Raw genomic sequence first — 13,586 nt, forward strand, 5'->3', positions numbered from 1 at the left:
GGATTGTGTATGATTGAGCCAAACTAAAACATGATATAGCCAAATAATTTATGCCTAAATGCTGTTTATCACATGCAGTTTGGCTACAGGCTCGCTGATTAAATACTGTCTGGGCTACGCAAGTTTTTCACAGCGATACGATCTGCTTGCTTACGGTCACGCTCAGGCGTCATTTGTGGCTGATAAATACCCTGATCATTGACATGAATACCTAGCGGGCGACGCTCTTTAGTAATCGACTCTTGCAGCAACATCAAGCCTTGGATCAACGCTTCTGGACGCGGCGGACAACCGGGCACATAGACATCAACAGGGATAATTTTATCCACGCCTTGCACGACCGAATAGATATCATACATACCGCCAGAGTTGGCACAGGCGCCCATCGAGATAACCCATTTTGGCTCAAGCATTTGCTCATACAGGCGCTGAATAACCGGTGCCATTTTGACAAAACAAGTACCAGCAACGATCATCACATCCGCCTGACGGGGCGACGCGCGAATGACTTCGGCACCAAAACGTGACAAATCATGAACGGCGGTTAGGGTGGTGGCATATTCGACATAACAGCAAGAGGTACCAAAGTTAAATGGCCAAAGTGAGTGCTTGCGCCCCCAGTTTGCTGTTGAATGGACGAGGTCTTCGAGACGACCCATAAAGACGTTTTTATTCACTTCGTCTTCGATTGGATCATTGACCGTTTGACTGGTCTGTGCAGGATAGACATCTGCATCAGGGTTGGCTTTTGTTAATGTGTATTTCATAACATACAACCTTTATATTAGGCGAAGCGCAGCAATCATCTTGCTTTCACTATCGCCTTAACTTCTATTATTAATAAGCGACCATTTTGCAGTAATGTGCCACAAGACCGTCAAAAGCAATTAGCGTTTGACTTTGTCTTGTTGCGCAGATGTAGCAAAATCCATGGAAGTCACATTACCAGTAGTATTAATATGATCGATATTTTGCAAGTGACGACGGTTGGTCTCGATATTGTTCGAGACATTAATCTGCCCTGAAGACTGGGCTGGTATCTTGCCAGTTGGATCGACCATCAGCTCATCGACGCCATCAAACTGCGTAATATCTGCCAAATTAAAACCTGCTGGAGCTGCATATAGACGTGGTTGCTTGCGGCGCTTGTCCGATGGTGCCCAATTCATCGCACCCAGACTGAGCTCGTATACCAAGCCTATAATCAAGATGGTAATGAATATCGCGGCAGCGGCAAAGCCCAGCCAGCCTGCTTCACGTACTGAAACAGCATAAGCGTACAAATATAGTGCTTCTAAATCAAAGATAACGAAGAAGATTGCCACCAAATAGAATTTGGCAGACAAACGAATACGGGCGTTGCCAGCTCCGACAACACCCGCTTCAAATACTTCTTCTTTTTGTGAGCCCTGAGAGCGACCGCCAAGCAAACGCGGCACAACCAGCATAAAGACCACTAGCCCAATGGCGGCTAAGATAAAAGCAATGGCTGACCAATTAAAAGCAGACATGATAATACGTGCTCCTCACCCAATCGAGTGTCAAGCGCAGCGCGCATACTCACAAACTATAGAGTGGTAATAGCGACTGGCATAACGCAGACGAAAACACAAAGTAACTGCCATTGGGTCTTAATAACTCAATGGCTCATATAGATACTGTGCTGGTAATAACCAATTATCAAGCTTATTGACGACGATGTCAGACATGACCAACTATAGATACTCCGATGTATAACGGAGAAAGGCTGGTCGCCTAACGCATCTTCTAACAACGTAAGATCAACGTATTAAATCAATATCATATTCGATAGTTTATTTAATTGATTTAATAGCTCATTACACGTGGTCAACAATGACGAGACAACTGGCATAAATTATTTACGTACTATACGCATATCAGTGCCTAAAAGCTAGTTTTTAACTGTATTGAACGGTCACTTTATAGGTGAAAGAAACATGTTTTTTTTGCCATGAATTATGATATAGACGTTACCTTATATTAAGCCCAAATCCACATTTTTGAATGGACGCTAGTATATATAGTATAAGTCACGAAAAATTAACGCTTTTTTACTGGGTGCCGATCCTTGAACTCCTCCCCAATGTGACAGTTTTTGCTTTATAATAACCCGCCTAATTGCATGGTAGTATCAGCGGCTGTTTTAACGATGGCTCTCTTGATTAATTGTCACAAAATATTAATGGTCATGAGCGTGATTAGCGGATAGGTTGATTAACCTTATCGACGCTATGTTTTGATATTGAGATGATGCAACCAACTATAATGCTATGTTGCCATTTTGCGCTATCGATCTGCCTCATACGTGCTGTTTTTATCTCACTGAGCAACGCTTGATATCAACACTCGCCTTTTTTGCTTTCTTTTTGCTTTTGTCTTACAGGTCACCTTATGAGTCAACTTAATCCCAAACAACAAGAAGCGATGCTCTACGTATCCGGTCCATTGCTTGTGCTAGCAGGTGCCGGCTCCGGTAAGACATCGGTGATTACCCGCAAGATTGCCTATCTAATCGAAGAATGCAACATGCCAGCCGAGCGTATCACCGCGGTGACCTTTACCAATAAAGCGGCGCGCGAGATGAAAGCCCGTGTCAGTAAATTGCTGCCGAGTGAAAAAACTCGCGGGCTGACGGTGTCTACCTTTCACCAATTTGGGCTACAGTTTTTGCGCTATGAGCTGATTCATACACCACTCAAGGGTAACTTCTCCATCATGGACAGTGACGACAGTAAGCGTTTGCTGATGGAGCTGATGATGCGTGATAATTTAAGCGGCGCTGAAAGTCGTGAATTGGTCGGCAAAGCCATTAAAATGATTTCTGACTGGAAAAACGATCTGATTGAACCGGATAAGGCGATGGAAACCTTAGACGATCCAGAAGACATGATTTTTGCGACCCTCTATGCCTTATATGAGCGCAATTTGCGTGCTTATAACGCCGTTGATTTCGATGATTTGATTGTCCTTCCGACCAAGATATTACGTGAAAACAGAGAGCTGCGCGATAAATGGCAAAACCGTATTCGTTACTTACTCGTCGATGAATATCAAGATACCAACACCGCCCAGTATGAGATGATTAAATACTTAGTCGGACCGCAAGGGCGTTTTACCGTCGTTGGCGATGACGATCAATCTATCTATGCGTGGCGCGGTGCAAAACCGGAAAACATGGCGCTACTCAAAGAAGATTTCCCAAAACTCAAAATCGTCATGCTTGAGCAAAACTATCGCTCGACCACGCGTATTTTGACCTCTGCCAACGCTGTTATTACCAATAACGAGCATTTATTTGAAAAGAAACTCTGGTCAGATAAAGGTCAAGGCGAAAAAATTCGCATTATTAACTGTCGTAATGATGATGATGAGTCTGAGCGTGTGGCAAAAGAGATTGTCACTCATAAACTGCGTTTCGGTAATGAGTGGGAGCAATATGCCGTTCTTTATCGCAGTAACTTTCAGGCGCGCATGCTAGAGGCGCAGTTGCGTCAACTGCAAGTGCCCTATAAGTTGTCGGGTGGTCAGTCGTTCTTTGCGCGTAGTGAAATCAAAGACATCATGGGCTATCTACGTTTGATTCTGAACCCTGAAGACGACAGTGCGTTTTTACGTATTATCAATACGCCTAAGCGTGGAATGGGGCCAGCAACGCTAGAGAAGTTAGGCTTATTTTCACAAGAGCATAGCATCTCGCTACTCGCTTCTTGTACGCATGCAGGGCTCGCGCATGTTTTACCGTCGAAGGCTTATGGTACGATAAAGGAGTTCGGTGAGTTTATTGAACATTATACGCGTGAGCTCGATCAGCATCCTGACCCTGTGCCTATCGTCCGCCAAATGATTGATGAAACGGGTTATATCGACTTTGTGCGTAGCGACGCCAAAACGCCGCAACAAGAAAAAAACCGTATCGATAATATTGATATGCTCTACACTAGTATTCAATCGCTGATTAATCGCGCCGAAGAAGACGAAGATCGCACCATTGATACTATCATTCGTAAGCTGGTGTTGCTGGATATGCTCGAGCAACAGCAAGAAGAAGAAAACACCAACAAGGTTAACTTGATGACCTTGCATGCAGCAAAAGGTTTGGAATTTGATTTTGTGTATATCATGGGGCTTGAGGAAGAAATGCTACCGCACCGCAATTCTATCCTAAGCGAGACGGTCGAAGAAGAACGGCGCTTGATGTATGTCGGCATTACTCGTGCGCGTCGAGAGCTGACATTGACACTAGCGACTCAGCGCCGTGCGGGCGGTCAGATGCGTGTCACTTCTGAATCGCGCTTTTTAGATGAGTTACCAGAAGAGCATATCGACTGGCCAGCCAAGGCGAAAAAGAAAAAAGCGACTAAAGACCCAGAAGCTGTTGCTGATGAATACTTGGCTAATATTCGCGCTTTATTGGGTAATCGTTAGCGTTAGGCTCAACGCTTGAGAGCATCACCAGTTAGCGACATGAGAAATTAGCACTTATTCGACATTTTAGTGTTTGTTATTATTTATACTTTCTAAAAACTTTGGAACCTTTATGCCTACCCCTATGCCTGATCAGGAAAGACCATCTACGCTACAGGGAGATTATAATCCGGCAGAGTATAGCGGCGAATATAAGCTTTTATACCTGCAAAGTTTGGTTGCTGACAAGGCATACGAGGCGATTACTGAGTTTTTAGAAAAGCAGTCCAAATATGAGATTGCGAGCCTATTAGAATCGTTCCCTAGCCAAAATCGCTTATTGATTTGGGCACAAGTACCAGAAAACATCAAAGGCGAAGTACTTGCCGAGTTAGAGTTTGATACACGCCAGCCGCTGTTAGAAAACGTTTCATCGAAAGATATTTCCTTATTTACCCAAGACCTTGATGCGCAAGACATCTCTGAGATTTTAGACACCGTCACCGAAAGTGTGCGTACCTCAGTGATGGCAACCTTGGATGAAGACATCCGAGTGCAGGTCAATAAGCTCGATACCTATGCTGACTGGGAAGTCGGGCGTTACATGGATCCTGACCTCATTCAGATCAGGGATGATATCACCCTTGCAGAAGTACAGAACTGGCTACGAGAAAATGACGATTTGCTCGATGATGAAAGCCAAGAGCTGCTGGTCGTCGATCAAAGCCAACAATTACTCGGGCTGCTCAGTCTGGTCGATTTGATTAAACATGATCAAACTACCTTAGTCTCAGAATTGATTGATAACGCCATCACCATTAATGATCGCTTAGACATCCAAGATGCCGCAGCGATTTTCCGCTCAGAGGACATTCGTTTTGCCCCCGTTATTAATAGCCATGGTGAGTTGGTCGGTCAGTTAAATGGCGAGGACATCATGGAAATTATCCAAGATGATGTTGATAGCACCATGAAAAACCTCGCGGGTGTCAGCCAAGATGAAGAGCTGTTTGCGCCTATTTTAACCAGTGCTAAAAGCCGCAGTATTTGGCTAGGTATTAACCTGTGTACCGCCTTATTGGCTGCCGCTGTGATTGGTCAGTTCGAGGCGGTACTGGCAAAAGTGGTGGCGCTAGCGATACTCATGCCTGTGGTCGCGAGTATGGGCGGTATTGCTGGGTCACAAACTCTGACAGTGGTTATTCGTGGTATGGCGATGGGTCAAATCGGTGGTTCCAACCGTTTGTGGTTATTAAATAAAGAGCTGTGGGTTGGTGCGATAAACGGTATCATATGGGCGATAATCATGGCGATTATTGCCCAATTATGGTTTCATGACATTAAAATTAGCGCCGTCATTGGTTTTGCCATTGCCATTAATATGACTGCTGCTAACGTTTCGGGCATTAGTATTCCACTGCTCCTAAAACGCATGAATATTGACCCTGCCCTATCCGCCTCGGTTATTTTAACCACCGTGACAGATATCGTCGGCTTTATGTCATTCTTGGGTTTGGCAAGTGTGTTGATACTATAATCACATAGCCAACGTTCAAACAATATTATTTAGAAGCAATATTATTTAGAAATTATCTTATTTAGAAACAATATTATTTAGAAACTATCCAACCGTTAAGTGAGTGCGTTATGCAAGCTGTACAAGTTAAAGTATTAAACCCCAAAATTACTGAAGATAAAGCGTTCTCGTTACCGACACGCGCCACTGATGGCAGCGCTGGTATCGACTTGCGCGCTTGTATTGATGAGCCATTGACGATTAAAGCAGGTGCCACGCATTTAATTGGTACTGGTTTGGCGGTTTATATCCAAGATCCTAACTTTGCAGGAATGATTTTACCGCGCTCAGGTCTCGGTCATAAGCACGGTATCGTCTTGGGTAATTTGGTTGGCTTGATTGATGCCGATTATCAAGGTGAGCTGATGGTCAGTATTTGGAATCGTAGTAATGAAGACTTTGTGTTGAATCCTGCGGAACGTATGGCACAATATGTCGTCGTACCCGTTGCCCGCCCTGAGTTTGAAGTGGTATCAGAGTTTAGTGATACCAGTGCACGTGGTGCAGGCGGCTTTGGACATTCAGGCCGCCAGTAATTAGTTATCATTACTGATTTGCCATTTTAATTGTACTTTAGTCATCACAAAATCACCATCACGTGAATCACGCCATAAGGAGAGTAAGCGATGCCGTCTTTTGCTGCGCAGCAATGCTTATTTCGTGCTTATGATATTCGTGGTTCACGCCAGCATTTTACCACTGACTTTATTCAAGCATTGGGCAAGGCATTTGCTCAGCTTTATAGTGCCGCAGATTGCAACTCAACCGCAGCTCCTGTCAAGGTCTGCCTACCAAAACCAAGTATCGACCGCAAAAGAACCGTCATTGTGCTTGGTTATGATGTGCGTCTCGGTAGTAATATTATCGCTCAGAGATTGGCTAATATACTGACTGAATATGGCTTACAAGTTATCCAGCTGGGGTTAATTACTACCCCCATGATGGTTTTTTGGGCAGAGCAATATTCTGGTCATGGCATCATCGTTACCGCCAGTCATTCTGCTAAAGACATTTTAGGTATTAAATGGTTGGTCAACCATCAATCTCCGAGCCATGCAGAGATTCAGTTGCTTTGGCAAAAAACACGGTCTACCTATGCTTGCCACCTCAATCACGCTCAAGCACAGGTTGATGCTCAAAATACGCTGAAAAATACAACTGCTAAATCTATTTGTAATCAACCTTTCAATTTATCTGATGCACAAGTCGCGACGACTTATATTGAGGCTATCGCTCAAGTCTTTAAGCAAATCCATCCCTGTAATAAACCACTTCTCAAAGATAACCAACAACCATCTGGCACCCTTGATGTGGTGGTGGTCATAGACTGCATGCATGGCGCGACCAGTAATATCGCCCAGCGTTTATTTGAGCATTTTTGCCAGCAGGTCATCATGATTAATGACACCGCAGATGGCAGTTTTCCCTCTGGCAATCCTGATCCCACTGAACCACACCGTCTTAAACAATTACAGCGAAGTGTGCGTCAACATCAAGCAGATATAGGTATCGCTTTTGATGGCGATGGCGATCGCTTAATGATCGTCGATAATAGCGGTAAAGTTGTCACGCCCGATCACTTGCTATATTTATTAGCGCAAGTAGCACTGACCGAACACCCCGAATCGCTGTGTTCTAAAGGCCGAGGCCATTCACAACTGCCCTCTCAAATCCTTTTTGATATTAAATGCTCCCATCATCTACCGAAACTCTTGTCTGAGCTTGGCGCAACACCTGTGCTCAGTAAAACGGGCAGCAGCTTTATGCGCCGACAGATGCAGCAGTCTGCTGGTCAAATCGTCTTTGCAGGTGAATTGTCAGGGCATTTCATATTTAACGATAGCCGCTTTATTATTTATGATGACGCCATGTACGCGGCCTTGCGATTGCTGCATTGGCTAGCGGCTTACGATGCTCACGGTAAAAAATCTCTGACTGATATTACAGAGCAATTGCCTGCTATGGTCAGTACGGCGGATCATTATTTGCCGATGCCTAAAACCCTTAGAAAAGACGATGCTCTCGTCGTACAGCTGACCAAATTTTGTCAGTATTTACGCCAGCTCGTGGAAGCGACCGTGGCAGAAGATTCTGGTGATCATTGGATAGCTACTAGCCAGCCATCGCTTTGCCGTTGTTCGATGAGTCGGCAATATATGACGTCCAAGCAAGCCAAATGCTTATTGCCAGTGGGGACGAAGCTGAGCTGTATTGATGGCGTGCGTTTGGATTTCGACCATGGTTTTGGGGTGCTCCGCCAATCAAACACCAGTCACAATCTTACCGCACGCTTTGCTGGTGATAGCATAGAAGACTTACGCGACATCCAAGCAAAATTTGCCGCTTTATGTCGCCCATTTGATAAAAAACTAGCGGAACAAATTGTCGCTATTCCTGCCGAATAGTTTTGATCAAAACAGTTACCGTCAAAGTAGTTGCTGTCACATAAAAATATGATTTTTTAATACCATAACTTAGGAGTTTATAATGACGCTTAATTTAGATGATGCCAAAAACACTGCTGAAGTATTGACCACAGCGCTGCCTTATATCCAGCGCTTTGTCGATAAGCTTATCGTGGTCAAATACGGCGGCAATGCGATGACGGATCCTGCGCTTGAAAGCTCATTTGCCCGCGACATCGTCTTGTTAAAAACCGTTGGCATTCATCCCGTGGTCGTGCATGGCGGTGGTCCACAAGTGGATAATTTGTTAAAAGAGTTGGGGCGTCAGTCAGACCGTATCGATGGGATGCGCGTCACCGATAAAAGCACCATGGATATTGTCGAGATGGTTTTGGGTGGTAGTGTCAACAAATCTATTGTTAGCTTAATCAACAAGCACGGTGGCCGCGCTATCGGTTTGACGGGTAAAGATGCCAATTTAATCCTAGCCAAAAAACTGATGATGGAAAAAATTGGCGCAGATGGGATTGCTGTGCCCGTAGATTTAGGGTTTGTCGGTGATGTGGTCAGTGTCAATAAAGACGTGATTAACATGCTCATTGCCTCTGACTTTATTCCCGTCATCGCGCCACTTGGGGTCGATAGCGAAGGCAATACGTACAATATCAATGCCGACTTGGTTGCAGGTAAAGTAGCCGAATTCTTACAAGCTGAAAAGCTCATGCTTCTAACCAATATCAAAGGTGTGCTGGGTCGTGACGGCGAAGTCGTGACTGGACTCACACCAAAGAAAGTCGACAGCCTCATTGAAGACGGCACTATCTCAGGCGGCATGATTCCCAAAATCCAATGTGCACTTGATGCGGTACGTAGCGGTGTAAAAAGCGCGGTGATCGTCGATGGTCGCGTGCCTCATGCCACACTGTTAGAGATTTTTACCAATGAAGGGGTTGGTACATTAATCAGTCGTGATTTAGGTTCATCATTGGCCGAGTAGCAGGAGTAAATCATGGCATTATGGCTTTGGTGTCTGCTTTTTATCTTAGAAAGCCTATATTGCTGGTGGATTATTGGCTATGGTGGCGCAAAATGGATAGAAGGGTGGAAGTCATTTTTCCTCATTAATTGGTTTGCACTAGATTGGAATGCTGAACAAATTCGCTTTTACGTCTTGCTTATATGGCTCGCAAGTGTGATTTGGTTTATTTTAGGTGTTATAAAGCCCGAGCTAAGAGGTTCTTAGCTCGGGCTTTATTGATGGTAGCCGTATTCTTTTACGAAAAAACTTTATCAAACTCAGCTTCATCATAACCGCATAGTAGTATAATCCTATTTTTATCAGTCAGCTCACCTTCAACTATCGGACGCTTAATCATACTGGTATTTTCTACGAGCAAATCAATGGCGTTATCTAGACTAGCATCAGCCGCTTGCTTTTGAGCATCTTCTAGCTTACGCCATGTCGTACCGCGTTTATTAAGCACTTTATCGATGCCTAATTTAGCTACCCAACGCTGAACGCTATCTTTATCGATACCTTGTTTTTTATAATCATGAAATTCATAGCTGACACCGAGCTCGTCTAGTTTGGTAAAGGCTTTTTTCATGGTGCTGCACGATTTGATACCGTAAATAGTGATGGTCATAGAGACTCCTCAACGTCAAATATAAATTAAATGCTTATTTACTGAAAAAAATAAACGAGCGATAACAGTATAAAAATAATTAATAATAGCCATTTGGTTTTTTTAGTAATCAGCTTTATTCTTTCCATTTCAATCGACTGATAATGTATGGCAGGCTTTCCTTCAAAAGCGAGTTTAACAATATGATAAATCTCCATCTCATTGAGTAGCGTATCTTTGTACCTCATAGTTTTTAACGGATACTGTATGACCTTACCTTGTTTTGGTTGAATAACCAATGCCCAAGTCTCTGTTCTACCATAAACCTGATAACTTATATCTATACACTCAACATCACGCCACAACACAGATTTTTGTTTTGACTTGCGTAGAACTTGCAAAATGGTTAGTCCATTCGTACTGATCTGTAAGGCAGGTTTACCGCTAAGTAAAGCCAGTAATGACACTATTACTCCTAAAACGATAAGTATTATAAGTAACAACAAGATTATGACGGCAACCCAACCGCCCTCCTCTTGCATTATAGGTACGCAGTAATAATACAGCGGAAAAATCAACAACCCCAAAGCCAAAATTAATAATATGTGTTTGTTTGATAAATACAAATCAATAGGATATGTTAATACTTGCCCTTTTTTTAGTTTTTGCATGCCTAGCCTTACTGTAAGTCCATAAGTGTTTATATAGTATTTAATACTGCTCTATTATTGCGCTGCCCCATCGCATTTTTTGCCGATTTGCGCTATTCTAGCGTATCTAATTTCTTATCAAAATATTCAATCTCGAGCCAACTATGAGCAATACTGTGACATCTGACCAAGCTGAAAATAATCATTATAACCCACAAGCGATAGAAGCGGCGCAGCAAGCCAAATGGGCAACTGATAAACGCTTTGAAGTGAGCAATGAGCCAAGCGATAAGCCAAGTCGCTATATGCTGTCGATGTTCCCTTACCCAAGCGGTAAGCTGCATATGGGTCACGTGCGTAACTATACGATTTCTGATGTACTGAGCCGCTACTATCGCCTCAAGGGCTATGAAGTCATGCAGCCTATGGGCTGGGATGGCTTTGGCTTGCCAGCAGAAAACGCGGCGATTGCTAACCAAACTCCACCTGCCAAATGGACGTTTGCCAATATTGACAGCATGCGCGCGCAGCTTAAACTACTGGGTTTGTCTATTGACTGGTCACGTGAATTTGCTACTTGCAGCCCTGAGTATTATCAGTGGGAACAGTGGTTGTTTTTACAGCTATACAAAAAAGGCTTGGTCTACAAAAAACTGTCAACAGTCAACTGGGATCCTGTTGATAATACCGTCTTAGCCAACGAGCAAGTCATCGATGGTAAAGGCTGGCGTAGTGGCGCTGCGGTCGAAAAGCGCGACATCCCAATGTATTACTTTAATATCACCGATTATGCTGACGAATTGCTCGATGATTTGGATCAGTTAGAAGGTCACTGGCCATCAGAAGTATTGACCATGCAGCGCAACTGGATTGGTCGTAGCGCAGGCATGGAAGTACACTTCCCTTATGAGCTTGCTGGCGAGACCAATACCTTAGATGTGTTCACTACTCGCCCTGATACTTTGATGGGTGTGACTTATGTGGCAGTCGCGGCCGAACATCCGCTAGCGCAGTATGCGGCTGAGCATGATGAAGCGATTGCGCAATTCTGTGCGCTTTGCAAAAAAGGCTCAGTTGCAGAAGCAGACCTAGCTAAAGCTGAAAAAATCGGCATGGCTACTGGTCTTACGGTCACGCACCCACTCACTGGCGAAGAAGTGCCAGTATGGGTTGCCAACTATGTACTCATGAGCTACGGCTCAGGCGCGGTGATGGCTGTCCCTGCTCATGATGAGCGTGATTATGAGTTTGCGATTAAATACAGCTTACCCATCAAACAAGTCATCGATATCCCTGTCGGCTATTTCGATGCGTTAGAAGCAGATGCAAAGGCAAACGATACTGAGATTAATCGTGCTTATACCGAACGCAATACTTTGGTCAATTCAGGTGAATTTGATGGGTTAGACTTTGAGCAAGCATTTGAAGCGATGCTGACCAAACTAGAACCACAAGAGCTTGCTAAGAAAAAAATCCAATACCGTCTCCGTGATTGGGGTGTTTCTCGCCAGCGTTATTGGGGCTGTCCTATCCCAATGGTTAACTGTGAGCATTGCGGCACCGTACCTGTCGAAGAGCAAGATTTGCCCGTTGTCTTGCCAACGGATGTCGTTCCTGATGGTCGCGGAAATCCGTTAAAAAATATTCCAGAGTTTGTCAATACGACGTGTCCTAAATGCGGTAATCCTGCCGAGCGCGAAACCGATACCTTTGACACCTTTGTGGAGTCAAGCTGGTACTATGCACGCTTTGCAAGCCCAAATGATGCGCAAAGCATGGTCAACAAATCTGCCGCCAATAAGTGGCTGCCTGTCGATCAATACATCGGCGGTGTTGAGCACGCGGTGATGCATCTACTTTATGCACGCTTCTTCCATAAACTGATGCGTGATGAAGACTTGGTGTCAGGAAATGAGCCGTTTGCTAATTTGATGACGCAAGGCATGGTATTGGCAGGGACATTCTATCGCCTAAATGCGGATGGCAGTACCACCTACTATTTTGCAGAAGACATTGATATCGACTATGACGAACGTGGTCAACCGATTAAAGCCATCTTAAAATCTGATGGGCAGCCGGTGACCATTGGCAAAATCGAGAAAATGTCTAAGTCAAAAAATAACGGTGTCGATCCGCAAATTACCATCGATAAATATGGCGCTGATACCGTTCGCCTCTATACGCTTTTCACCGCACCTGCGGATCAAACGCTAGAATGGTCAGATGATGCGCTCAAAGGCCCTTATAACTTCGTCAAAAAAGTATGGCGTATTGCTACTGAACACATGCAAGCGCTTACTGCCGCGAACCTAAGTATCGAGACGCTGAACAATGAAGCTTTGAGCACTGATGGCTTAAGCAAAGAAGCCAAAAACTTACGCCGTAAAACCCATGAAACCATTGCTAAAATTGATAGTGATTTGGGTGATCGTTTGGCATTGAACACACCTGTATCAAGTTTGATGGAGCTTACCAACGAGCTGACTGGTTTTAAGGCCAATAGCAAGCAAGACCTACAGGTACAGCATGAGGCATTGACGGATCTGCTGATTATGCTATCCGTATATGCGCCGCACATTGGTGAACATTTACTTGAGCAATTGGGTTTAGATACCATTACCTTGAATTATCCAGAAGTTGATAAAAATGCTCTGGTACAAGATATGATCACGATGGTGGTACAGGTCAATGGTAAAATGCGCGGTAAAATGGACGTAGCCCCAAATAGCGATCCAGAACAGCTAAAAGCACAAGCACGCTCAATGGAAAGTGTGGCAAAATTCTTGACTGGCGACATCAAAAAAGAAATCGTCGTCCCTAATAAGCTGGTAAACATCGTGGTGGTAGGCTAGATTTTTTAGGCTCAGTACTTTTTATTAGTTTAATGATTAGTCTGAGCCTTTTC

At 44.1% G+C, this 13,586-nt stretch carries 11 protein-coding genes; 7 read left to right on the plus strand and 4 right to left on the minus strand.

Going from position 1 to position 13,586, the window contains the following annotated elements:
• Positions 1-98: 98 nt before the first annotated feature.
• Both ACT3S4_RS11430 and ndhC read right to left on the minus strand, forming a co-directional pair.
• Complete coding sequence (locus tag ACT3S4_RS11430; protein WP_025653094.1) at positions 99-767, minus strand: NuoB/complex I 20 kDa subunit family protein; 669 nt, start codon at positions 765-767, stop codon at positions 99-101.
• Between the two features lie 120 nt (positions 768-887).
• Positions 888-1,511: an NADH-quinone oxidoreductase subunit A gene (ndhC, locus tag ACT3S4_RS11435; RefSeq protein WP_055124534.1), complete on the minus strand. Its 624-nt coding sequence runs from the start codon at positions 1,509-1,511 to the stop codon at positions 888-890.
• Positions 1,512-2,412: 901 nt separating this feature from the next.
• On the opposite strand from ndhC, the gene ACT3S4_RS11440 reads away from it, so the two are divergent.
• From ACT3S4_RS11440 to ACT3S4_RS11465, 6 genes are all read left to right on the plus strand, one after another.
• Positions 2,413-4,446, plus strand: a complete 2,034-nt coding sequence (locus ACT3S4_RS11440; protein WP_060490569.1) for a UvrD-helicase domain-containing protein — start codon at positions 2,413-2,415, stop codon at positions 4,444-4,446.
• 112 nt (positions 4,447-4,558) lie between these two features.
• Positions 4,559-5,962: a magnesium transporter gene (gene mgtE, locus ACT3S4_RS11445; protein WP_083475673.1), complete on the plus strand. Its 1,404-nt coding sequence runs from the start codon at positions 4,559-4,561 to the stop codon at positions 5,960-5,962.
• 110 nt (positions 5,963-6,072) lie between these two features.
• Entirely contained in the window at positions 6,073-6,537 is a 465-nt protein-coding gene (dut, locus tag ACT3S4_RS11450; protein ID WP_045444733.1) for a dUTP diphosphatase, read from the plus strand.
• Between the two features lie 90 nt (positions 6,538-6,627).
• Positions 6,628-8,406 carry a phosphomannomutase/phosphoglucomutase gene (locus ACT3S4_RS11455; RefSeq protein ID WP_201553476.1) on the plus strand — a complete coding sequence of 593 codons (1,779 nt, stop codon included), beginning with the start codon at positions 6,628-6,630 and terminating at the stop codon, positions 8,404-8,406.
• Positions 8,407-8,488: 82 nt separating this feature from the next.
• Positions 8,489-9,403 (plus strand): acetylglutamate kinase, encoded by a 915-nt coding sequence (gene argB, locus ACT3S4_RS11460; RefSeq protein ID WP_055124537.1) that lies wholly within the window; start codon positions 8,489-8,491, stop codon positions 9,401-9,403.
• A 12-nt stretch (positions 9,404-9,415) separates the two neighbouring features.
• Positions 9,416-9,649, plus strand: a complete 234-nt coding sequence (locus ACT3S4_RS11465; RefSeq protein WP_087815830.1) for a hypothetical protein — start codon at positions 9,416-9,418, stop codon at positions 9,647-9,649.
• Positions 9,650-9,680: 31 nt separating this feature from the next.
• On the opposite strand, the gene ACT3S4_RS11470 is transcribed toward ACT3S4_RS11465, so the two are convergent.
• Both ACT3S4_RS11470 and ACT3S4_RS11475 read right to left on the minus strand, forming a co-directional pair.
• Complete coding sequence (locus ACT3S4_RS11470; protein WP_201553474.1) at positions 9,681-10,052, minus strand: Spx/MgsR family RNA polymerase-binding regulatory protein; 372 nt, start codon at positions 10,050-10,052, stop codon at positions 9,681-9,683.
• A gap of 38 nt (positions 10,053-10,090) precedes the next feature.
• Positions 10,091-10,702, minus strand: coding sequence for a hypothetical protein (locus ACT3S4_RS11475; RefSeq protein WP_201553463.1), 612 nt, complete (start codon positions 10,700-10,702; stop codon positions 10,091-10,093).
• A gap of 143 nt (positions 10,703-10,845) precedes the next feature.
• On the opposite strand from ACT3S4_RS11475, the gene leuS reads away from it, so the two are divergent.
• Positions 10,846-13,533 (plus strand): leucine--tRNA ligase, encoded by a 2,688-nt coding sequence (leuS, locus tag ACT3S4_RS11480; RefSeq protein WP_444761093.1) that lies wholly within the window; start codon positions 10,846-10,848, stop codon positions 13,531-13,533.
• The last annotated feature ends 53 nt before the right edge of the window (positions 13,534-13,586 follow it).

The organism is Psychrobacter sp. AOP30-A2-5 (genome assembly GCF_052378115.1).
Classification (GTDB): Bacteria; Pseudomonadota; Gammaproteobacteria; order Pseudomonadales; family Moraxellaceae; genus Psychrobacter.